The following is a 22741-nucleotide window of genomic DNA, read 5'->3' as shown; positions in this document are numbered from 1 at the left end:
CGTCTAAAATGAGACAGTCGCGCAATGGCAGAAGCCCATCAGGAAGAAGAGGTACTAGGAAAGGCGTACGACAGCCGTTTGATGAAACGGTTGCTGGCTTATCTCGCGCCTTACAAATGGCAAACCATCGTTGCCATTGGCGCAATCTTGATCAAGGCTGGAGCTGATGTTCTCGGGCCGTATCTCACCAAGGTCGCTGTTGATAGATATTTGGCGGCAAGGCATACAGCTATCAGGCCTCACTTCCTCGATTCCTGGCTAAGCTCGCGACCTCTGATGGGCATTGGACAGATTGCCGGACTCTATCTCTCCCTGCTTTTTGTTAGCTACTGCATGGAATTCCTACAGACCTACTACATGCAATGGGTGGGACAAAAGGCAATGTTCGACCTGCGGAGCCAGATTTTCGGGCATTTGCAGCGACTGCATGTGGCATTTTTTGATCGCAACCCAGTAGGACGATTAGTCACACGAGTTACTACTGACGTGGACGCAGTCAACGAAATGTTCACCTCAGGCGTGGTCTCAATCTTCGAAGACGTCTTCGTGCTTGCTGGCATCATCGGGTTCATGCTGGTGATGAAGTGGTGGCTCGCACTCATCACCTTCTCCGTGCTGCCACTAATCTTCTGGGCAACGATGATTTTTCGTCGCAAGGTCCGCGAATCTTACAGGCGGATTCGGACAGCCATTGCGCGCATTAATTCTTATTTGCAGGAGCACGTCAGCGGAATTGTCGTGCTCCAGCTCTTCAATCGCGAGAAACGGTCCTATAAGAGCTTTGAAGAAGTAAACGCGATGCACATGGATGCCTTCAAAGACGCGATCCTGGCGCATGCCGTCTATTACCCTGTAGTCGAAATTCTGTCGGCAATTGCTATTGCATCCGTGATTTGGTTTGGCGGAAGACGGGCCCTAGTAGACGCAACTCTCTTGGGCACGGTGGTCGCCTTCATTCAATATGCTCAGCGCTTCTTCCGCCCAATTCAGGACCTGAGCGAAAAGTACAACATTCTGCAGTCCGCGATGGCCTCGAGCGAACGCATCTTCAAGCTGCTCGACACAGCGCCCGAAGTGGTCAGCCCAGCTACGGAGCGACAAGTGAAGGGCCGCGGACGGATCGAGTTCGACCACGTCTGGTTCGCATACAACCGGGTGCAACGCAAAGCTGACCGTAACGGGCAGCGCCACGCAGCTGAACCGCCGCCGCCGGAACCCGAATGGGTGCTGCGCGATGTATCTTTCACGATCGAACCGGGAGAGACGGTTGCAATCGTAGGCCACACAGGCGCCGGCAAGACGACGATCATCTCGCTGCTATTGCGGTTCTACGACATTCAACACGGCGCAATTCGTATCGATGGTGTGGACATACGGGACTTGGATCTCGGCGAGTTGCGGCAACGCTACGGTGTTGTACTGCAGGATCCATTCCTCTTCTCTGGCACCATTGCGGACAATATTCGGCTCGGTTCGAAATGGGTCACAAAAGAGATGGTCGAGCGGGCCGCTGACGAGGTAAATATCGGAGATTTCATCCGTACCTTGCCCGGAGGTTTCAAGGAGCCGGTACGGGAACGCGGCAGCACGCTCTCGACTGGACAAAAGCAGCTTATATCGTTCGCCCGGGCTCTGGCCCATCAACCCAGAATTCTGATCCTGGACGAAGCCACTTCCAGTGTCGATACCGATACGGAACTACGAGTGCGCGAAGCGCTCACGCGAATGGTGGAAGGTCGCACATCGATCGTCATCGCGCACCGGCTCTCCACCGTGCAGCGCGCTGATAAGATCATCGTGATGCACAGATCGAAGCTTCGCGAAATGGGATCACACCAGGAGCTTCTGACCCAGCGCGGAATCTACTGGAAACTCTACCAACTCCAGTACAAGGATCAGGAGCTCCCTACAACTTCCGGGACTCTGATCGGCAGCGACGACTAGCCCGCGCGACGAATCTGGTCCTCATCTCGGTCAATCTCGTCAGGCCTCCGCCGGTAAATCTCCTCGCGCCGGATTACATCCGGCTCGCGCGTGCTGCGTAAGGTCGGATCGGTCTGATCGATATCCGCCGCTGCTCGACTCCTCCCGATGAGCGCCCCAAGCAGGACCAAGGCAACAAAGATGCCTAGCGCGATCCAGAACCATTGGCCTCTTGTTCCCGGATTGGTAATGTTGGTTGGGGCGTGTCCGCTCGTCGGATTGCTCCCGGTGTCATCTCTCTTCAGGCCGGTGTTATCGCTACTGTTCGCGTTATTGCCTGCGGCAGTTCCGGGGGTGCCTCCGTTACCTGAATTAGCTCGAACAGCGCTTCCATTGGCCTGAGCGTCGCGTGTGGTGGCATTCGCGGGATTGCTGTCGCCTGGCAATGCCTGATTAGGGCTCGATGGCGTGCGACTCGCCTGTCCCTGAGCGCCTGAAGGCGAGGTGCTATTGCTGTTCGGGGTGGAGCTGACGCTGTTCCCACTGGACTGGGTTCCCCTGGCTGGAGCCTGGCCGGTCGCTGTTCCCTGAGCAAAGGCCATAGCACCACTAATAATATAAGCAGCAACAAACGTAAGAAGCCGATGCATGTTGCCTCCTCTGATTGTGCAGGTTCTATGTGAGATAAGAACTGGAGGGTGGTGGCTCTGTTGCCATCCAAAGGTTTTTTCTTGTATAGAGCAGCTGGACGAGAGCTGTGGGATACAGGTGCTGCTTACGTGGTTCCGGCCTCCCTCCGCCGGTAGGCTGCGACGAACCGAGAATTCGTACGTGCCAATTAATTGCGAGCCTTGAGTAGCGATCGCAAATTGATAGCCAGTCGTATTGTTTTAGCACTATAGAGATCGCCAGCCGCCTACCGGCCGAGGGCGGCCGGAACCACGTAAGCAACCCTTGACTTCAGGAGGACAGTTTTTGTGGAGAACTCCTTTCCGACAACTCTTCCCTGACTTTTACACCACTGGTTTCTAGATTCATTATTCTGGCTGCGAGGTTCAGGATGCGAGCTGCTGCTTCTTCACTCTGGAGTCCTCGCGAGTGAATATTAGAGATCAAGTTTCGGTCAGAATCGGTGTGTCCTGATCGAGGACGATAGGCCATGTATGCTGACATGCTCTCGGCGGTTGCCAATCCAGGACGTTCTCCAATCAATAGCACCGCTAGCCTTGGATGAAGCAGATCGCCAACATCATTGAGGACGCCAACGCGGCAGAAGCGGATCGCGAACAGTCTGCCTACACTCCATCGACGTGCGACCGCTCCTTGCATCAGGAGCGGCAGAAGAGAGGGAACCTGCGCCGAGATCGCTGTCGTGGAGAGTCCGTCGCCAATGATGATCTGGAGGTCAGGTTCTGCAACGCACAAATCCCCAGTCTTCTGCCGCGACTCAAGCGACAGTCGACGTCCCAGATCGGGACGCAGTAAATACTCGTCTTTAGAGCGGGCTTGCGTAACAGTCTCAAAGATTCCGAACTCCTCGATGAGTTCTTTGCCGAGGTGCTGTTGGAGATCAAAGTCGGTACGAACCGCGTCGCGAGCTGCGGCATGCGCGGCGCGCAGCTCAAGCTGCGTAGATGTGCGATATCCGCCACCGCTGTGACCGGCAAGCAAGCGCGCCGGAGTGCGAGCGCGAATCTTCTCGACGATACGAACCGCTAAATCGCTGTCCATGAAGATCTCAGCTCCCCAGAAGCTCTTCTGCTTTGCCAATCAGTTCGCGCCGGAGCGTGTTTTCGAGCATTGCCGGCTGCGAGTTCCTATACATGCCTTCAATCTCGAGCCATTCGAGAAATTCCGGAGCAGGACGAAGATGGAAGAGACGGCGCATCGCCAGCGCGTCGTGATAGCTCGTCGATTGATAGTTGAGCATTACGTCGTCTGAGCATGGAACTCCCATAAAGTAGTTGCATCCGGCAGCAGAGAGCAGCACGAGTAGGTTGTCGGCCGAATTCTGATCAGCTTCAGCGTGGTTGGTGTAGCACACATCGCAGCCCATAGGAAGCCCCAAGAGCTTGCCCATGAAGTGATCTTCGAGCCCTGCACGGATGATTTGTCTTTCGTCGAAGAGATATTCAGGACCAATAAACCCAACAACGCTGTTCACCAGCATCGGAGCGAATGCACGCGCCACACCATAAGCACGCGCTTCCAGAGTCAGCTGATCGATCCCATTATGGGCCTCGGCAGATAGCGCGCTACCTTGCCCGGTCTCGAAATACATTACATTCTCGCCGACCCAATGCACGTCGCTGCGCTCACGATGGTGCTCATGCACTCGCTCGTGACCTTCGCGTAGCAAGGATAGATTTATTCCGAAGCTGCGGTTCGCAGCCTCCGTGCCCGCCACGGACTGAAAGAGCAGATCAACCGGAGCACCACGCTCCATTGCCGCGAGTTGTGTTGTGATGTGAGCAAGACAACAGGTTTGTGTTGGTATCTCGTAAGCAGTCACGAGACGTTGTAAACCGTGCAGTATCGCCGAGACGCTCTCGACGGAATCTGCCGCTGGATTGACGCCGATCACCGCGTCCCCACATCCGTAGAGCAGACCTTCGAACGCTGCCAGCAGGATGCCGCCGATATCATCTGCAGGGTGGTTGGGTTGCGTGCGGATTGCAAGCACTCCAGTTTCGCCGAGAGTATTCCGGCAACGGGTTACATTGCGCATCTTGGACGCGGCGAGCACGAGGTCTTTGTTGCTCATGATCTTCGCGACTGCGGCGGCCATCTCGGGAATGAGTCCCGGCTCCAACGACTTGAGATCTTCGCCAGAATTTAGATCGCTCAATATGTGCTCGCGGAAAGCGCCAACCGTCATACTGCGGATCGGTGCGAAGGCTGCTTCGTCGAAGTTGTCATAAATCAGACGCGTGACTTCGTCTTCAAGGAGAGGCTTCGCAAAAATCTCGGCAAGTAGAGTGTCGGCAAGCGCGCACTTCGCTGCAACCCGCTCCTGCTCTGATCGCGCCGCGACGCCCGCGAGCTGATCCCCCGACTTCACCTCGTTGGCTTTGGCAAACAGCTCCCGAAGATCAGCAAAGCGCATAACGACAGGGTACAGGGGGAGAGGGGCAGGGAACAGGGTTCGTCGCTAACAGTTCCTTGCAATCATCAGAGCGACTTCTGACAAAGTCATGGGTTCGGTGCCTGCATCGCCTGCTGTGCCTTGCCTGTTCCCTGCCCCTGTTCCCTGTACCCTAATTCGTGTGCGTGTCTATCACTGCGACGTCCATGCCATCGACTTGCTCACGGACATCGGTTCCTTGCAGGTAAGTATCAGTCTGGTGTTGACTCTTTGTACTCCGATCAAGTTGGTCACCCTAGGGACTCTTGGCGGCGGATATTCCTTGCCCATGGAGCTGGCAGCAGAAGCACACGCCAAGGTCTATCGAACGGCTTCACAGATTTTTCCTTGAAAGGGATCCGCAAGAGCGGATCCCTGAGGTACTTAGGCTATGCAGCCAGCTTCGATGGAGCAGTTTCCATTGACTCGCCCGCCACTGCTGCGGGGGCGGAGACGACTTGATATGCCGGAGTTGGATGGTTGTACACGCCAAATAACAAGTGGTAACGGATCTTCAGAACCTCGCAAAACATGCGGAACGAATCGCTCACAATGTTCAGTCGACTGCGATCATCGTGAATAACCTCAACCCCGACCTCTTTCACGATAAAGCAAAACTTGTCGGCGAGCATGAGCACTTCAGGATCGAAGCCCCAACGTTCAATGCGCTGCCGTGAGAAGATCAACCGCGCTGCCTTGCGTTTGAGAGCCTTGAAGCCGCACTGCGTGTCCTCAAACCGAAGTCTGAGGACGGATTGGACGAGCATGCGAAAGCCTGCACTGCACAAGCGCCGATGCCAGGGAGCTAACGCACTTCCTCCAGCCTGCGCACCTCGCGATCCAATCGCGATGTCTGCGCCTTCTTTGATGGCATCGAGCAGCTTGTGGGCTTCGTTCAGCGGCACAGAAAGATCCGCATCGGTGAGAAGAATTAAATCTCCGAGCGCAGCTTCGACTCCGCGTCGGATGCTGAATCCCTTGCCGCGATTCACGTGGTTCTGCAAGAGCCGCATGTAAGGTTTCTCAAGCATGTGGCGCATTACGAGCTGCGCGGTTCGGTCGGTGGATCCGTCATCGACAACGATGAGCTCTGCATTCCAGTCCTCAGCCTTGAGGAATGCGTCGAGTTTGTGCAGCGTCGCTTCAAGGCGCGACTCTTCATTGAAAGCGGGAATGACAATTGTGAGCGAATACATGAGACACCTAAGAATTCACCGTAATGAAGTGTTGTTCCGCTTCTGTCGCTTGAGGCAGTTCCGACGGCCAGTAATCGAACGCCTGTACCGGTGAACGCTTTGAAATCTTATTCCGTCGCTTCAATGCAAGAGTCTTCGCGAACGCGTGGAGATACTGTCCCACGACTCTCTCCATCGTCGTTCGTACCGCTACCGAGAAGTTTTGCTCTGCCATCTCGTGCTGCAGAGTCGGATTCTCGAGTAGATCAGTCAGGACTTGAGCCAGACTTTCGGGGTTTCCAGTTTCGTAGAACAACATGGCGAGCTCTTCTGTATTCGCCATGTCGCGGAAGTCGGGAATATCCGATCCGATGATCGGTACTGCAAACTCACATGCCTGATGAGCAACTCCGCTTGGTCCGCCAGCGGAGGTATAAGGCAATACCAGAACCGTCGCTGAAGAGAAGATGTTTCCGATCTCCTCCTCCGGTATATAGCCCTGGAACTCGATGCGCTGGCAATCGCGCCAGCGCTCGCGCAGCGATTCGACGTATCCAGGGCACATCGGGTGATTGGAACCTGCGATCACCAGTTTCGCATTGGGAAACTTGTCGGCGATGTGAGCAAAGGCTTCAATCAAAATTTCTGGACGCTTATAGGTCCCCCATTTTCCAAATGCCAGAATCCGATGTTCGGGATTGCCTCGTTTGCTGATGTCCGGAAACTTAGGTGCTGCCGAAAAGACTCCGTGCTTGCGAAGATGCACGTACTCCCCACCGTAGCTTTCGAGCAGCACTTTGCGATAGGACGGCAACAACACAGTCAACGATCCCGAGAACAACATTAGTTTCGTCGCGATGGCTCCGAACAGCTTGTATAGCCTCGGGAATCGAGTTCCGTTCGAAAGATCGATGAATTCAATTACGTGATGCAGAGTGATATGTGTGTAAAAGCCGAAGAGCCGCAGTAGCAGCGCGGTACAAATTCCCAAAAATGCTGGGATCGGCTTATCTCCAAAGCTCGAAAACACCAGGTTGAACCAGACTACGTCGGGCCTGTGCCTTCGTGCGGCACGCAAAAGAGCAAACGGCGTCGCGACGGAATTAAATTTCCAGCTGCGGTCAACATCAAAGCCCGGAAGCTCGGCCGCGGGCCTGTCCATCTGATCTGCGAGGATCGTCAAACTGACGAGATCTCGCTTCTTGATTTCCTTTGCGAGATGAAACCCGTACTCATTCAGTCTTTCTGAGCTGGGAGGAAAAGCTGTGACTAAACAAACTTTCATCGTCGGGGCCCATCCGCCACATCCTTATCGGCGGATCATATGTTTACAGATGAGGCACTCTGCTTAGGTGTTGGCAGCAGCTTAGAAAAAATCTTTATAACATTTTCATCCGCTGTATGTCGTGATTCACCTGCCTTTACACGCCTGCTGGACCTAGATGAGGCAACCTTTTTGCGATCTCCCGTTGGTTACTGGTTCGATAACAGAGTTAGATGTGCAACATGCTGTGTCTTACTGCGAAAAATAAAAAGGCCGAACTCTTGTCCAGAGTTTCGGCCTTGCCGACATTTCCAAACAGCTCTCAAAAGCGAATCGACGGTCCAAACGTAATCTTCAGATTGTTCTGCGCTCCGCGATCGAAATAAATCTCGTCGCCGGCATCTGCTCGAATGCCGATAGGCCCCAGGAAAAACTCAATTCCGCCCCCGGGATAGAAGGTCCCGTTCAGGTCAGTGTTCTCGAGACGAGTAGGAAATGTCCCGAAGGTAACTGGTCCAGGAGTTACTCCGAATCGAACAAAACCTCCTTTAGCGAAAAGGAAGGCGCGAACTGGTCCAGTCGTACCGAGTTGGAACTTTGGTCCAAATTGAAAGTGAGTGGCACGGAGATCCGAGCGGAAGAAACTCGTGTTGCCGCTGACATCCGTTACTCTCGTTGTGTTGCTCTGCGAAAAATCATAGGAACCTTCCGCCTCGAGAGCAACGTTGGGATGAACGTTCAAGCCAACTCTTCCGCCCACTCCATATAGATTGAGGCTGCTGGCCGAAGCTCGGAACATTTCTCCGAACACACCAATTTCACCGTGATCCTGCGCACGGAGCGCCGGAGCCAAACCCAACGCGGCCACCGCGAGCAGCATGATTGCGATTCGTGTTTTCATGGAATCCCCCCTAAAATGCAGGTCTCTCGTTCTCCACGCGGCACACTCGGCCAACTCAAACATGCCAAAGGGCTACTGTGGAGAGACAGTAAATGAGACGAGCAGCGCCGGGCCCAGGTTGGCAGCCAACGAGAGTAGCTGGAGGCGTGTTGATAGTTGACAGCGTTCAGAATAGCGGGAATCCTTGTAGCGCTCTGGGTTAATCCCAGTGCATGGGGTGTGGCATGCATGGAACACTCGATATCCGTAAGAACGCTTCAGGCAGTGGCTTTGACGTGTACCAGGTTCGCTATGAAGATCTCGCCGGCAATTCCTTCGCGGGCAGCATGAGTAACGAGGACCTCCGGGAATTGCTCTACCACAAGTTAGCGCTTCCTCTTACCGACGCAGAACTCGAAATGGACTTCGATCAGCTGGTCCGTGAAGGACATCTACGATTCGATGAAATTGAAATGAAGGCGAGTGAGCTGGCGGGCGCAGGACTTAGATATTTAGAGCCTGAGGCTTAGAATCACCTCGTTACCTACTTGCGAGCAACCTGTGGGGATAATTTGCGCGCTAAATCGGCCGCAATCTGGCGGCCGTGAAACCGGCCGTTCTCGATGAAGATCTCGCTCGTGCGCGCGCCGGCGACAATCACGCCTGCAAGATAAATTCCAGGAACATTGGATTCAAGCGTTTCCGTGTCGCACACCGGCCGGCACTCACCACCGCCGAGTTCGATACCAATCGCGTTCAAGAAGTCGAAATCGGGATGATAACCAGTCAGCGCAAAGACGAAATCATTCGGTAACTCGATCTTGCCAGCTGGTGCTTCCACCAGCACACTACGCTCCCCAATCTCGAGCACTCGGGAATTAAAGAACGCAGTGATCTCCTGATTGCGAATTCGATTCTCGATATCCGGCAGAATCCAGTACTTCACGTTCTTGTGCATCCCAGGTCCGCGATGTACCAGCGTGACGCGAGCGCCATGACGCCACAATTCCAATCCCGAGATCGCGGCCGAATTCTTGCCGCCGATGACTAAAACATCGTTGTCGTAGTACGGATGAGGCTCGCGGTAGTAGTGCATTACCTTGGCCAAGTCCTCGCCCGGAACGTTCATGTAATTCGGCAAATCGTAGTAGCCGGTGGCGACCACGAGTTTTTGCGAGCGATGACGATGACAGTGCGCGAAGCGATCGGTTGTATGCACGCGAAAATCGCCGTCGCTGCCGTCAACACGATCGACCCGCTCGTACTGCCTGACATCCAATGCGTAATGTTCCGCAACTTTGCGATAGTACTCCAGCGCCTCGCTGCGATTCGGCTTCTGATTCGGGCTGCTGAATGGAATGTCGCCGATCTCGAGCAATTCTGGTGTCGTGAAGAACGTCATGTTGGCGGGATAGTGGAAGAGAGAGTTCACCAGACATCCTTTGTCCACCAAAACAGCACGCATCCCCACACGTTGAGCTTCAATCGCGCAGGCCATACCTGTAGGACCGGCACCGATCACAAGAAGATCGAAGATTTCGCCCTCAGCGGTCTTCATGGCAGTTCTATCGACTCAATATAGATGAAAACGTCACAGACTTTGCTCCGAGCATTCTCTGCTCTGATTAAAGGCGCGAGTTGCAGGCATCGATCTACGTCTTCGATTACTTTCCAGAAGGCGAAGAAGCCGCCTGCTGAGGGCGTGCCACGCGCATCATCTCCTGTGTGATCTTTGCCAGCAGTCCTCCCTGATAAAGATTCCCGTGATCCCGGCCCTCGACGTACGTGAATTGGGCGCGAATTCCTGCGTCGCGCAGCGTCTTCTCCAGCAAGCGCGCGGGCTCGTCGAGATGATAAGTGTCAATCGTGCCGACAGTCAGATGAATCTTGTCCTGCAGCAGCGGGCGCAGCCGATCAGCATTGTTGCGGATAATCGTCGCGATGTCATACCTCTCCCACGCACTCGCGATAGCGGGATCGATTTTTCCGGTTGCGCGATCAAACAGACGCTCCGGTCTGCCATCGTCTGCACGTGGACTGAAGACCCACTCGAAAGAAGCCATCTGTCCGCCGTACTCGCCGAAGACAGTTTCTTGGCGGGCAAAATCTTCAAGCGAAACCTGGTCTTTGCCTTTAATGCGCACCAGCATCCACGGCGAGCCAGAAGGGTTTCGATAAAAGTTTTGCGGTGGATTAGCGAGAAGGTTCGGTCCGGTGAAGCTGTGAAAATCGGAGGGATCCGGCGCGGTTGGCCAGGTTCCTCCGAAAAATTCTGGATAGGCGACCTGCAACCACAACACTGCCCAGCCGCCGGAGGAATGGCCGTTCAGCAGACGGCCGCTCGGCTTCGCGTCCATGCGATATTTCTGTTCCAAATACGGAATCAATTCTTCGGTTAACGCCTCACCCCAAGGCCCATTGTTGGCCGAATCGGCAAATTCGTGTGTGCCGCTGGGACAATGCTCATCGAGCAGCACATAAATCATCTCCGGCAGGGTTCCAGCTGCCACCTGCTCGGCAAAGCGCGCAGCCACCCGATTCACAATCGCTGGAAACGTTGCGCCAAAGCCATGGGTCCAATACATCGTGGGATAGCGGCGGTCGGGATTGTTCCGGTAGCTCGGCGGCAACACGACTGCGGCATTCATCTGGATCCGTCGTCCCCAGAATATGGACAGTGAGGAGCTAGTGAAACTGATGACCTCGACTGACTGTGGAATATTGATCTTGAGGTCCGGTACCACTGAATCCAAAACGAGACTAATGCTCCCACCCCTACCCGCGACAATGTGTCCGATTCGCTTTACCGGACCTCGGAGATCTCCCGCCGCAGTTCCGTTGTACGCATAGCTGTGGTTCACATCCAGGAGCGCCATGGCCGCGTAGTCTCCGGAAGGCAAGTGCGAGAAGCTGTCGGGATACGCTGCGGCATCGGAACGTAGGTCCAAGGGTTTGCCCGGAACGAGGTTATGAACTTCTTCGGCTTCGACCCAGACCGCATGCGGATCGATCTCGTCGGGTTTGATTTCATCGCCATCAATCCTCTTGCTCGTGAGAAAGATCAGCAGTCTTCCCGAAATTGGACTTGGCATTCCGGGAGCCAGAGTCACATGAACCATGATCGCTTGTGGCCTGCGCGCAGTTGTGGATGCTGGACGCTGCCCAAAAGTCAAAACGGATACCAGTGTTGCGAGTACGACGGGAAGGCACCGGATCAGTCTTGTCGTAGTTTTGAGTGAATGCATCTAGCTATTTCTGCACTTTTAGCTTTTGATCGAAGAACCGACCAGCCTGTTTGTACGAGTTCACCCAATCCTTCCACAGCAATAGGTCGTGAATCTCATCGGGATAGATGATCTCCTCGTATTCAATGCCCTGCTTTTTCAGCCGCTGCACGAGATCGGTCGTCTGGTTGAAGGGAACGTTGCGGTCGTCGTCCCCATGAATCAGTAGAACTGGAGAACGCCATTTGTTCACTGAAGAATCGGGAGAGGATGAAAAGGCTAACCGGAGTGCCTCTTTCACATCCGGAGCCTCTTCCGAGAAGAGCCGTGGCCGCTGCGGAAGCAGCTCAGACCAATCATGTACGCCGTGGAAGTCAACTCCCGCTTTGAAAATGTCGGAATTGCGGGCAAGTCCCATCGCGGTAAGAAATCCGCCATACGAGCCGCCCCACAACCCGATCCGTTGTGGATCGACATTAGGCAAGGTTTCGAGATAATGCACGCCTGCCAGCACGTCGTTATATTCCGAAGCGCCGCGCCAGCCTGCGTTCGGCGGCTGACGAAAGTCGTGACCATACATAATGCCGAGCCGGTAGTTCACGGACAGGACCGTGTATCCCAAGTTGGCAAGATACTGATTCTCGGCGTATGCATTGTGGTAGTAGTACATGTAATGGAACCCGAGCATCATCTGCCTGGGAGGGCCACCATGAGTAAAGATCAGCGCTGGTCCTCTGCCTGTCTGATTCTTAGGAACAAAGAGCTGGCCGTGGATCGTGAGCCCATCGCTGCTCTTGAACGTCACCTCCTTCGGAACGACCAGTTGAGCTGAAGGAAAGTCCTTCGGCAGCGCATCCTTTGCAGTTAGTTCCCGACCCGAATTGCCGATGCGATATGGCAGAGCCGGTGTAGTCGCAGCAGAGCCGAGACAGAGAATGCGATCTCCCGATGTCACCGTAGGAGCCCATTCGATGGTCTCGCCTCTCGTTATTGCCTTTGGCGCTCCGCCTTTCGCGTCCACACTCCAGATGTGGCGGCGATCAACATCGTCCTGGTTCGAGGAATAAACGATCAGGTTTTGCCCTGCTGGATTGGGGGTGACATCCTCCACGTCAAAGTCGCCCGGCGTGAGTTCGACAGCCCGTCCACCCGAAATGGGAATGGAGTACAGATGATTACGATTCGTTTGCTCGGAGACGAAGACAATGCGATCTCCGGCAAACTGCAGCGACTCCCCAGCAAATGGTGGAAGAGAATCACGAAGAGTCGGACCGCTGCTCCAGATCTGACGTGCTGTGTAGCTGGTCGTATCACCCACCCAGAGCGACCACGGTCTAGGACGAATCGGAATCAGCGGCAGCTTGTTCTCCTGACCTCCGGTGCGAATGAAAGCAATCTGCCTTCCGTCGGGCGACCAGCGCGGAAACATATCGCGCTCGGAGCTCGGGGCAAGATAGTGAAAGGCGCTCAGCAGCGGCGGCTGCTCTTTTTTCTCCGCTTTTTTGTCTGCTGCAGGCTCGGTTGATGAGAGCACTTGATCGAGATTCGGGGAAATGTCTCCAATAACTACCAAGCTATGCGAGGTGCGATCAACGCGGAAAGCGATGCGCCTGCCGTCCGCCGACCATTGCGGCCACGAAATTTCACCGCGAATATCGGTCAATGGCTTAGCCGTCGCGCCAGCTGGAGCGTCAGTACGAGCCATCCATAGCTGATGCTTTGTCTCCCACACGGCATACTTTCCGTCCGGAGAAATCTGGATGTCTTCGCAGCCCTCCTCTTCACAACCCATGTCGCCAAGCAGGCGCGGCTCACCCTTGTCTACTTCTGCTGCCCACACCTGTTGCTTTGGTTGCGCCGGCAAACTGACCGGATTCGCCGATCGACCGATTCTATTTAGCTCCGAACCGCGTGCGTAGAGAACGGTTCGGCCATCCGGAGTGATCTTCAGCGACGCAATCCGCTGGCCGTCATCTCCTGAGTAGTGCGTGATCTGGCGCCCAACGAAATCAGGTGCGGTTGCCATCCAGACGTTGTCGGACCCTTTGTTGTTGAACACCCAGCCCACAATCTCGGCACTTTGGGCGGAAGTGAGCTGCGAAGGAAACGGCGAGCTCATGACTTGTTCAACCGTGAAGCTCTGGGCAATAGCAGCGACGGAAGCGAACAGCAGAAAGAAGGAGCAAAATTTGAGTGCTTTCACGTGGTCTCCAGGCATCAGCTTTTCAGAAATCTTGCATGATACTCGCAGAGGTCCTCCACGCCAAGATTCCCGCCGCACAAAATCAACACAACGTGGGAGTCAGGACGAAAGCTCTCTCTCAGGCGCAAGGCGGCGGCAAGAGTGCACGAAGCAGCGGGCTCGGTGAGGACCTTGGCACGTTCCAATAGGACTTCGAGGGCTTCAACCGCCTCCTTGTCCGAAATAACCGTCACGCTGAGAAGATGCTCCTTAGCCATTGCCAGAGTGTGGAAAGAGACTGAGGGAGCTCCCAATGTCTTTGCGATCGAAGTTGGACGAATCTCGATCGGATGTCCAGCAGCCAGGGCCAGCGCCATAGCATCGGCGCCTTCTGTCTCAACGCCGCGAAAGCGGACGTTCTTCTGAGAACGGATCGCCACGGCGGTCCCACTCATCAGGCCGCCTCCCCCTATGCTCACGAACACATCTGTGAGTTCAGGCACATCTTCGAGGATCTCCAAGCCCAGCGTTCCTTGTCCCGCCATCACCAACGGATCGTCGAATGGATGGACGAAAAGCATTCCCTGGTCTTGATAGTCGTGGGCCTTGGCGAAGGCTTCGGAGATGTCTTCGAGCTGAATGACCTCAGCTCCGTATCCGCGTGTCGCTTCGATGTAGTTGCGAGGCGTGCTGCGATGTGTGAGCACTACGCTGCGGCACCCAAGCACCTGGCCGGCGTACGCCACTGCCTGCGCATGATTTCCGCCGCTGACAGCTACAACCCCAGCGCGCCGCGCGTGCTCGAGTTCGGAAAGAATCTTATTGAATGCTCCGCGAATTTTGAATGCACCAGTGGTCTGAAACAGCTCCAATTTGAGATAAAGATTCGTGCCAAGCATCTCGCTCAAGGTGCGGTTGCGGACCGTGGGAGTGCGCCTTACATATTTCGAGATGCGCTCGCGGGCTTCCTGAACGTCCTGAAAGGAGATCATTAGTTCAAGTGATTGTGGCACAGGCGCCCTCGCCTGTGTTCGCTTTGGGCAGAGCCACAGCCGAGGGCGGCTGTGCCACACTGATTCATCCCTGTCGGATCGGAGAAGTCGTTAAGGAGCCGCCCTGGCTGTCTGGACGTTCTTGGAATAAAGAAGCCGGTACACCGTCGCGTTGCGCATAATCGCCTGTACGTATTCGCGAGTCTCGCTGAATGGAATCGCCTCGACAAATTCGTGGATATCCCGATATGGGCCTTGCTCCTGCCAGCTTTTTACGCGGTCTGAACCCGCATTGTAGGCAGCCAAAGCAAATTGTACTTGCCCGCCGAAACTGTCGACGATCTCTTTGAAATATCGCGTGCCCAGCTGAATGTTGACGTTGGGATCGGTTAGCTGGTCCTGGCTGAAGTGCCTCAACCGAACTTCCTTCGCCATCTTCTTGCCGACTGGAGGCAGCAGTTGCATCAGTCCCCAGGCATTTGCATGCGAGACCGCCTGAGGATTGAACTCGGACTCTTGACGAATCAAGCTGGCTACCAGATATGGGTCAAGACCATTCGCGTTCGCGTAACGCGTCAGCTCGTTCCAATATGGTTTTGGAAAAAGAATATTCCACGCCCAGGAGGGCATGTCGGTGATGTCACCGGCAAAGTAGCCGGGCACGGCGCGCTTGAAGGATTGTAGTGCCCGATCTGGCCGGTCCGCTTTTAAGTACACACGAGCGATCTCGGCTTTTGCGTAGAGCTTGTCGGGTTCAGCCTGAAGTTCGCGAACGGCGAAATCGAATAATGCAGCGTTGGTCAGCAGCTGTGCGCGAGCAACGCGCAAATCGTCCGACGGAGCTTCGAAGCTGTTCTTATCGACATCGTCCTGCGTCGGTATCTTATCGAGCAGCGGATCATGTTTTGCAGCATCGAAACGGAAGCGCAGACGCTCGCGAGCGAGATCCGCGTAGTAGTAATGCGTGAACCGGCGAAGAATATAGGCGTAATACTCGCCTGCGCGATCGTAATCTCCGTCTTCTTCCGCCAATCGCGCGCGCCAGTACAGCGCTGGAGGAATCTCCTGTCCGGCGGGATACAACCTTACCTGCTCTTCCATCAGGCGCTTGGCTTCGTCCTTATTTCCGGTGCGCAGGTTCAGCCATGCCGCCTTCCAATGCGAGTACGGTGAATACTTTCCTTCAGGAAAGAGTTTGAATTGCGCGGTATAAAACTCAATTGCATTCTTGTAGTCGGGCCGCAACAGATACATGTTGCTGGCCGACAGCAGGGCTTCCTGTAACCACGGACTCGCCGGAAACTTCTGCATCATGTCAGAAAGAATCTGACGCTCGCGGTCGCCGTCGTCTTTGCTGCGTGCGATTTCGTGCAGATAGTAAAACCGTTCGGCTTCGTACAGTTCGGAACTTGCTGGAACCGACTCGAGGAGCGACTTAGCTTCCTCCAACTGATGCTGGCGATAGAGGGCTCCGCCGAGCTTCACTTGCAGCTCATGCTGCAAACTTTGCTGACTCATATCCGACCGTATGCTGTCGAGAATCCCGCGATATTCGGTCGCGGCGAGGTCGAATCGGCGTCCCTTCATCAGCAGATCGGCGCGCGTGCGGCGTTGTTCAAGAGTCGGAGCCGAGATGAGTCCCTGTCCGCCGAGCTTGGTCAATTCAATTTGCGCTGCCGAGGCCTCCTGGCTAAGCGGCATCTCGGCGTACAAATGATTCCAAATTGAAACAGCCCTCGCCAATTGACCGGCAGCGGCATACGCCTGGCCGAGCGCGAGTTCGACATCCGGCTTGCTATCGCGCATCCCTTCGAGCAGGCGAATGGCTTCGTCGTGTTCTTTGGACCCGATCAACGCGCTCGCGCGCATGATCTCTGCCTGTCTGATAAAGAGCGAATCAGTATGTTTATCGCCGAATCCTTTGAGTAAAGCCGCAACCCGCTGCTGATCGGGAGCAGATGCCGCTGCCGACTGTGCCAGAAAAAAGTCCGCGTAATCCGACAGTTCGCTATCCGGAAGTGCCGCCAACTTCAACTCTTTGTCGGCTTTTACGTAGTCCTTGTCCTGCAGATGTGCGTAACCGAGCACCAGATGAGCAAGCATGCCGCCCTCGTCGGCGCGGTGCTTGACGGCATAACGCTCCACAGCCGTGTAGGCGATCGGCGTCGGCTGCTCCAGCAACTGCTTCGCCATTGGACGCAATTCCGTCGATGCCACAAAAGCGCGATGCAGCTTTTTCTTATGCGCCGGAGTGACTGTCGAGTGGCTTCTTCGCGGTGCGCTGCGCTTTCTTTGCGGAGCACGTTTGTGAACATTGATAGAGGAGCTCTGCCCCAGACTTAGCGCAGACGAAGAGATCACCAGCAGGCACAGGAGTACGTATGAGATGCAGCGAGACAACACAGCGGATTGGGTTCCTGAATTCAGCTCACTTATAGATTAACCCGAGATCAGGCGGGAAAGTCGCTTCCCATCAAAGACCTGTCATTGTCGGCAAGGATACGCACGACCTCCGAGTCAAAGTATCTGGCAGGGGCGACAGGTGTGCCGCCGTATCGTTTGTCATACGTGGCGCGGCTCTTCTCGATGTCTTCACGAAGGACTCTGTACAGATCGCGATTCTGCTTGCCCTCAGCTACCTTGGATTGGTTGTAGAGCTTGATCTCGTCGACCAATAATTTCGCGAAGCGCTGAGCCTTCGTGTGAAGCTCCTGCTCCTCGGCCGAGAGGTTTCCGATCCCCGGCGCTGAGTCCGTTGCGACTTTGGTAGAAAGTTCAGCGGCGCGCGTCGTCGGGATCTGAACACCGCCAATGCTCGCCGCCGTCGTACCCGCGCTTGACTCCGGCGATTGTGATCCGCTCGGCTTCTTTCCCGCCGCCAATTCGAGCCAAAGACAGGTGTAACGAGTGAGCACGTCAATGGCTGAAAAATCGCCTGCTAGACCGCCTTTCTGCCCTGCATCGCAGTAGAGAAGTGCCGCCACTTTATCTCGAACAACCAAGGGAAATACTGTGGAGCTTCCGTCCGATGGCGCTCCGTGCTGCTGAATGAAGGAATTATCAAATTCGGATGCAGCCGAGGACGCCCGGTTGCGCTCCTGAATCGCGCGCGCGGCCAGCCCTTTGGATCCATCCAGCGTGAGCCCCCGGATGTTATCGTCGGCAAATCCACGAGCTTGCCACCCGGCTAAGGTCGTGCCTCGAACGACAAATAGCGCCGTCCTCGCGCTGAAGTTCGCGACTCCTTCGAGGAATGCCTTAAGAATGTCGGCCTGAACAGTCGAAGCCTGAATGGCTGACAAAGTCGAACTAAGGATGTCGCTGGCCGGTGAGCTGAGCGAGGGTGGTTGTCCACCTGCGGACGCGAGAAGAGGTGCGATCTCATGCAAAACCTGTTCGACAACGTCCTTCCGAAACTGGTCAGCTTGTTGGCTAAGGCGCTGCGAAACTACGCGTTCGATGCTGCTACGGACTTGATTGAGATCGGCCATCAGGAGTTCTGGGCGGATTATAAGGGGAATCGGGTGATCGGGTCATCGGGTGAAGTCAGGAGCGGCGCTCGGCAGTCGGCACTCGGCGTTCGGCCACTCGGCATTCTGATCAACCACACACAAACCGCAAAGGCCGACAGCCCGACCGCTGACAGCCTTGGGTTCCCCGAGATTCCGGATAGGCAAGATAAACTTAATTCGCGAATACTGCGTAGTAGCATTTAAGATGTCAGACTCAATTTCGGCGCCTTTTCCCCCTGCATATGATCCTGTAGCAAATTGGCGACGAATGAGTCGTATTTCATATGGAAAGTATTGAAGCCAAGGTTGCGGAGCCACAGACCGAAGAACTGGCGCTGGTAGATGCGGCGCGTCACGGTGATGTGGGCGCGTTTGAGCAACTGATCAAGCGCTACGACCGCAATGTGTTCCGCATTGCCCAGCACATCACACAGAACCGCGAGGATGCAGAAGACGTCGTTCAGGACGCATTTATTAAGGCTTATCAGAACCTTGAGCAGTTCCAGGGGAACTCCAAATTCTACACCTGGCTGGTGCGCATAGCGGTAAACGAGGCGCTGATGAAGCTGCGCCGGCGCAAGACGAGCAAGACCGTCTCCCTGGACGAGGACGTGGAAACCGAAGAAGGCTCCATGCCTCGCGAGGTGGCCGACTGGGGCCCTAACCCCGAGCAGCTATACGGCCAATCTGAGCTGGGAGACATACTCCAAAAGACAATCCAAGGTTTACCCCAAAGTTTCCGCACCGTTTTCGTATTGCGGGACATCGAAGGATTGTCTACAGAAGAGACAGCGGAGATGCTAAATTTGAGTGTCCCTGCTGTGAAATCGCGGCTCCTGAGGGCAAGGCTCCAATTGCGAGAGCGCCTCAACCGCTACTTCAAAAAAGTAAAAAGGGACGGGGCTAAGCCGCAGTGAAATGCAAAGACTTCCTTAAAGAACTTAACGAGTACCTGGACGGCGATATTGACGTCCAGCTTAAAACGGAGTTGGAAGAGCACCTTCAGTGGTGCCATAACTGCTTCGTTGTATGCAATACCACCCGCAAAACCATCGAAATCTACCGCGATAACGACGTTTACCCGCTCCCTGAACCCATCCGAGACCGACTCCACGACGCCATCGTCAGCAAGTGTAAACAGAAGCACGAGCAGAAAACCTAGCTCTATCTAGCCCCTGTGCTGCGCCCGGTACGAGGGGGTAGACTTGTGCCTAAGGGCGGTGTGTGCCCATCTTGGCATGCGCAGAATTGCGTTTGTGTCACTCTTACCGGTTCTGGTGATTTGCGCGATTTGGGCGCAGAACACTACTTCGCCGCACGCATCGCACATTCCCATTCCTGAAGCCGGATTCGTCTCTCCCAGTCAGTATACGAATGCCTTCTTCGGCTTCTCCCTGCCATTGCCGAAAGATCGCAAATACCAGATCGAAGACATCAGCGAATCCGACAAAGCGCTGGAGCACTCGTTGTTCGCCTACAAATCGGCGAGCAAGGGACTCTCCCTGCTAATCGTCTCTGCCACCCAGGTCTTCGGCGCGCGGGACGACGAAGCACAAAAAGCGGTATTCATTTCGGGCATGCAGGGTCAAAAAGGTGCCGAGGCGATTAGCATTGGAGGCCGCCTGTTCTGGAAAAGTGAGCTTGAGGAAAAGACCTTTTCGGGAAAACTCCACCGTCTACGTTATGCCACCGCAGTGCCGGGATATGTGCTTCTATTCAGCGTTTCGTCCTACAATTCCGGACAGACTGACGACCTGCGCAACTGTATTGAGTCGCTAAAGTTCTTTGATCCGGCCAGAGCAAGCGAAATCGCCGGATCAGGCAGCCGCCCTTTTCTGCCAACAGCTGCAAAGCGACGCCTCGAGAACGGCCCACAGCTCGATGTCGCGCATTTGGAGCAGGGAGCCATCTCCGGGAATCGCTATTCTAATCCCGTTTTGGGATTTATTTATCAGCTTCCCGAAGGATGGTATCCGGAAGCGCAGAATTCCAACCCTAAGAGGCACGAAGTAGACATCATTGCAGGCGATTCTACGAGGACTGCGATCGTCCAGGAATGCACAAAAACGTTGCTCTCAGCCACGCAGCCTGCCGAGACGAACGGCCCAGGAGGATCACCTCCAAGGATTACCATCATGGCCGCTGATCCTTCGTGCTTCGCACCGGACCTCAAATATCCAGATTCGGTGCACGACTCGGAAGCACTTCATCGCATAGGAGAAGCCATCGTTCACAGCTTTGCCGGCACTTCCCTGCTTGGCCGCGAAGCTAACCTCCTGCGAGCCATCGAACTCGACGGACACCTCTTCCTCGAAATGCCCAGCGTCTCCGCAGTACCTGTAGCCGGCTCTACCCTGCTGCGAAAAGTGCACAGATCTTTTGTCTTAACCAGCCTGCAGCAGTACTGGGTGATATGGCTCTTCGAAACCGATACTCCCTCTGAACTCGAGCGGATGATGAAATCCACAATTTCGTTCGCTCCACCTCACCAGGCGGCCGGTCCGGGGGGGATTTAGGCCCGCCCGCCTCCGGCATTGGCTTGCTGTCGCCAATCGCTTGCGCGTTTTTTCCGTGGCCGCCCAGGGGGCTCCATGTTCCAACCAGACCGCGAAGAATTCCTTTCGTCCAGCGTAAATGACGGTCCTCTGCCGAAGCTGCAACGGCAAGGAATTGGGCTGAGTCTTTCCGGCGGCGGCTTTCGCGCATCCCTGTTTCACTTGGGCGCGTTGCGCCGATTGAACGAGCTGGGGATATTGCACCATCTCGACACCATAAGCTCGGTTTCGGGCGGAAGCATCATGAATGCTTTCCTGGCTGCGACGCTGCCGTTTCCCCTTTCGGCACCAGTACAAGATTGGGAGAATGTCATATCGAAACCATTGCGGAAGTTTTGTTCACAGAACATCCGGCGAAAACCGATACTGAAAGGATTATTGCCGTGGGAGTCGAATAGCAAAGCATTGGCGGAGCAGTACGATTCTCTGCTCACCCGCGGCAAGCTGATCTCGCAGCTTCCACCCGCCAAGCCGCTGTTTGTCTTCTGCGGCACTGATCTTGTCTACGGCGTTAACTGGATCTTCACGCAACCTCGAACCGGGGATTACCAAGCCGGATACCTGAGTCCCATACCAGCAGACTGGAAACTCTCGACCGCTGTCGCGGTCTCTTCCTGCTTTCCGCCGGTTTTCAAGCCAGTGTCTCTCAACTTCGATCCGAAAAAGCTAACCGGCGGGAAAGCGCAAGGGCCAACGCGTAATGAAAACATTCGCAACCTGACCTTCAGCGATGGCGGCGTTTACGACAACCTCGGCCTGGAACCGATTTGGAAGACACACAAGACGGTGCTTTGCTCGGACGGCGGAGCTTTGTTCGACAGCAACGCCGGCAAGACCTTCTTCTGGAACGTAAAGCGCTGGCTTGCCATTCCTGAGAACCAGGCCCTCGCCGTCCGAAAACGCTGGTTAATTTCAAGCTTTGGCGATTCCAGCGCGAATGGTCTTGACGGCACATTCTGGGGAATTGGCAGCGCCCGAGAAAAGTACAGGCTTGCGGGCGGCGGATATCTCTCGGGAGGCTATTCGAAAGCGCTGGCAACCGAAGTGATCGGCTGTATCAGAACCGACCTCGATGGCTTTTCAGAAGCCGAAGCCGCAGTTCTTGAAAATCATGGATACTGGCTGGCCGACGCCGGGGTCTCGGTGCATCTACCTCCGCCACTGCGACCCGATCCGTATCCCCCGCTCCTCCTACCACATCCGGAATGGGCCGATGAGCAAAAGGTTCGAGAGGCACTGAAGGACAGTTGGAAGAGAACGGTTTTCGGACGAGGATAGACAATTGTGCCCACGCGGCGCGCAGAGACGCAGCAAGCTGCGTCTCTACTGTTGACACTCGCTGCTATTTCACCATCGCGCTCTGAGTCGCACCCGGTTCCGGTCGGATCATTTGCATCGACGTGACCGAGTATTCACGCTCCTTGCCATCAAGCTCAGGTACAGCCAATAAGAGCTTGTCCTTCTTAATACGGAATTCGGCCCGCTCTCCGACCGGCAGGAGCATCGGATGCTTCTCGTCGCGCGGACGGATGCGATACAAGACACGATCCGTCTTCAGCACATATTCCTGGCAAAGGAGCTGCCGCGTCTTCTTGTGCGCCCCGTCAGTGCCCAGAACCTCTCCGGCAAAGCTCTTGCCGCTGTTTTCGTCCACGCCGCATTCCACGCCGTCCATGGCAGTAATGGTGCCCTGCTGATGAAATACCGGTTCCTTCGCAAACGCCGAACTGGCAGCCAGAAAGAGGGCAGCCGCAAGTATGGATTTCATGGTTCATCTCCTCACTGCAAAGGGACCAGCTGAAGCGTTGGATCAGCAATTTTTTGCTGATCCGGAAGTTACTAAAGGCACCAATGGCAAGGAGCAAATAGGGTTTCCGCAGCGAACGACGTACACATCTTGACTTCAAAAC

General features: G+C 55.2%; 20 protein-coding genes. 7 read left to right on the top strand and 13 right to left on the bottom strand.

Annotated elements, in window-relative coordinates; genetic code table 11:
* The first annotated feature begins 24 nt into the window (after nt 1-24).
* Nucleotides 25-1944 carry an antibiotic ABC transporter ATP-binding protein gene (locus DMG62_04075; GenBank protein ID PYY24192.1) on the top strand — a complete coding sequence of 640 codons (1920 nt, stop codon included), beginning with the start codon at nt 25-27 and terminating at the stop codon, nt 1942-1944.
* Here DMG62_04075 and DMG62_04070 read toward each other — a convergent pair.
* The 6 genes from DMG62_04070 to DMG62_04045 all read right to left on the bottom strand — a co-directional run bounded on the left by DMG62_04070 (nt 1941) and on the right by DMG62_04045 (nt 8387).
* Nucleotides 1941-2573: a hypothetical protein gene (locus DMG62_04070; GenBank protein ID PYY24191.1), complete on the bottom strand. Its 633-nt coding sequence runs from the start codon at nt 2571-2573 to the stop codon at nt 1941-1943. The genes DMG62_04075 and DMG62_04070 overlap by 4 nt on opposite strands.
* 310 nt (nt 2574-2883) lie before the next feature.
* Nucleotides 2884-3654 (bottom strand): ethanolamine ammonia-lyase, encoded by a 771-nt coding sequence (locus DMG62_04065; protein ID PYY24321.1) that lies wholly within the window; start codon nt 3652-3654, stop codon nt 2884-2886.
* Nucleotides 3655-3661: 7 nt separating this feature from the next.
* A complete protein-coding gene (locus tag DMG62_04060) occupies nt 3662-5029 on the bottom strand; it encodes an ethanolamine ammonia lyase large subunit (protein PYY24190.1) in 1368 nt (455 codons plus the stop codon).
* A 407-nt stretch (nt 5030-5436) separates the two neighbouring features.
* The gene (locus DMG62_04055; protein PYY24189.1) at nt 5437-6243 is read right to left on the bottom strand and encodes a glycosyl transferase; all 807 of its coding nucleotides are present in this window, start codon (nt 6241-6243) and stop codon (nt 5437-5439) included.
* 7 nt (nt 6244-6250) lie between these two features.
* Nucleotides 6251-7507, bottom strand: a complete 1257-nt coding sequence (locus DMG62_04050) for a group 1 glycosyl transferase (protein PYY24188.1) — start codon at nt 7505-7507, stop codon at nt 6251-6253.
* A gap of 301 nt (nt 7508-7808) precedes the next feature.
* Entirely contained in the window at nt 7809-8387 is a 579-nt protein-coding gene (locus DMG62_04045; GenBank protein ID PYY24187.1) for a hypothetical protein, read from the bottom strand.
* Nucleotides 8388-8611: 224 nt separating this feature from the next.
* Between DMG62_04045 and DMG62_04040 the strand changes: the two genes are divergently transcribed.
* Nucleotides 8612-8896: a hypothetical protein gene (locus tag DMG62_04040; protein ID PYY24186.1), complete on the top strand. Its 285-nt coding sequence runs from the start codon at nt 8612-8614 to the stop codon at nt 8894-8896.
* A gap of 14 nt (nt 8897-8910) precedes the next feature.
* Here DMG62_04040 and ypdA read toward each other — a convergent pair whose 3' ends face one another.
* The 6 genes from ypdA to DMG62_04010 form a co-directional block, all read right to left on the bottom strand.
* Nucleotides 8911-9924, bottom strand: a complete 1014-nt coding sequence (gene ypdA / locus DMG62_04035) for a YpdA family putative bacillithiol disulfide reductase (GenBank protein ID PYY24185.1) — start codon at nt 9922-9924, stop codon at nt 8911-8913.
* 106 nt (nt 9925-10030) lie between these two features.
* A complete protein-coding gene (locus tag DMG62_04030; GenBank protein ID PYY24184.1) occupies nt 10031-11611 on the bottom strand; it encodes an enterochelin esterase in 1581 nt (526 codons plus the stop codon).
* A gap of 4 nt (nt 11612-11615) precedes the next feature.
* On the bottom strand, nt 11616-13808 hold the full coding sequence (locus DMG62_04025; protein PYY24183.1) for a hypothetical protein: 2193 nt from the start codon (nt 13806-13808) through the stop codon (nt 11616-11618).
* Nucleotides 13808-14764 (bottom strand): pyridoxal-5'-phosphate-dependent protein subunit beta, encoded by a 957-nt coding sequence (locus DMG62_04020; GenBank protein ID PYY24182.1) that lies wholly within the window; start codon nt 14762-14764, stop codon nt 13808-13810. Before DMG62_04020 ends, DMG62_04025 begins: the two co-directional genes overlap by 1 nt.
* Before the next feature lie 111 nt (nt 14765-14875).
* Nucleotides 14876-17164 (bottom strand): hypothetical protein, encoded by a 2289-nt coding sequence (locus tag DMG62_04015; protein ID PYY24181.1) that lies wholly within the window; start codon nt 17162-17164, stop codon nt 14876-14878.
* A gap of 50 nt (nt 17165-17214) precedes the next feature.
* Nucleotides 17215-18153 carry a hypothetical protein gene (locus DMG62_04010; protein ID PYY24180.1) on the bottom strand — a complete coding sequence of 313 codons (939 nt, stop codon included), beginning with the start codon at nt 18151-18153 and terminating at the stop codon, nt 17215-17217.
* Here DMG62_04010 and DMG62_04005 point away from each other — a divergent pair.
* The 5 genes from DMG62_04005 (at nt 18148) to DMG62_03985 (ending at nt 22109) form a co-directional block, all read left to right on the top strand.
* A complete protein-coding gene (locus tag DMG62_04005) occupies nt 18148-18480 on the top strand; it encodes a hypothetical protein (protein PYY24179.1) in 333 nt (110 codons plus the stop codon). The genes DMG62_04010 and DMG62_04005 overlap by 6 nt on opposite strands.
* 80 nt (nt 18481-18560) lie before the next feature.
* Nucleotides 18561-19193, top strand: a complete 633-nt coding sequence (locus DMG62_04000; protein PYY24178.1) for an RNA polymerase subunit sigma-24 — start codon at nt 18561-18563, stop codon at nt 19191-19193.
* Nucleotides 19190-19438: a hypothetical protein gene (locus DMG62_03995; GenBank protein ID PYY24177.1), complete on the top strand. Its 249-nt coding sequence runs from the start codon at nt 19190-19192 to the stop codon at nt 19436-19438. The genes DMG62_04000 and DMG62_03995 overlap by 4 nt, the downstream gene beginning before the upstream one ends.
* Nucleotides 19439-19514: 76 nt before the next feature.
* On the top strand, nt 19515-20792 hold the full coding sequence (locus tag DMG62_03990) for a hypothetical protein (protein PYY24176.1): 1278 nt from the start codon (nt 19515-19517) through the stop codon (nt 20790-20792).
* 75 nt (nt 20793-20867) lie between these two features.
* Complete coding sequence (locus tag DMG62_03985) at nt 20868-22109, top strand: hypothetical protein (GenBank protein PYY24175.1); 1242 nt, start codon at nt 20868-20870, stop codon at nt 22107-22109.
* A gap of 64 nt (nt 22110-22173) precedes the next feature.
* Here DMG62_03985 and DMG62_03980 read toward each other — a convergent pair whose 3' ends face one another.
* Nucleotides 22174-22599, bottom strand: a complete 426-nt coding sequence (locus DMG62_03980) for a hypothetical protein (GenBank protein PYY24174.1) — start codon at nt 22597-22599, stop codon at nt 22174-22176.
* Nucleotides 22600-22741: the final 142 nt, after the last annotated feature.

The sequence above is a fragment of the Acidobacteriota bacterium genome, assembly GCA_003225175.1.
GTDB lineage: Bacteria > Acidobacteriota > Terriglobia > Terriglobales > Acidobacteriaceae > Gp1-AA112.
Note: the sequence above shows the minus strand (reverse complement) of the source record. Positions and strands in the feature narration are given on the sequence as shown.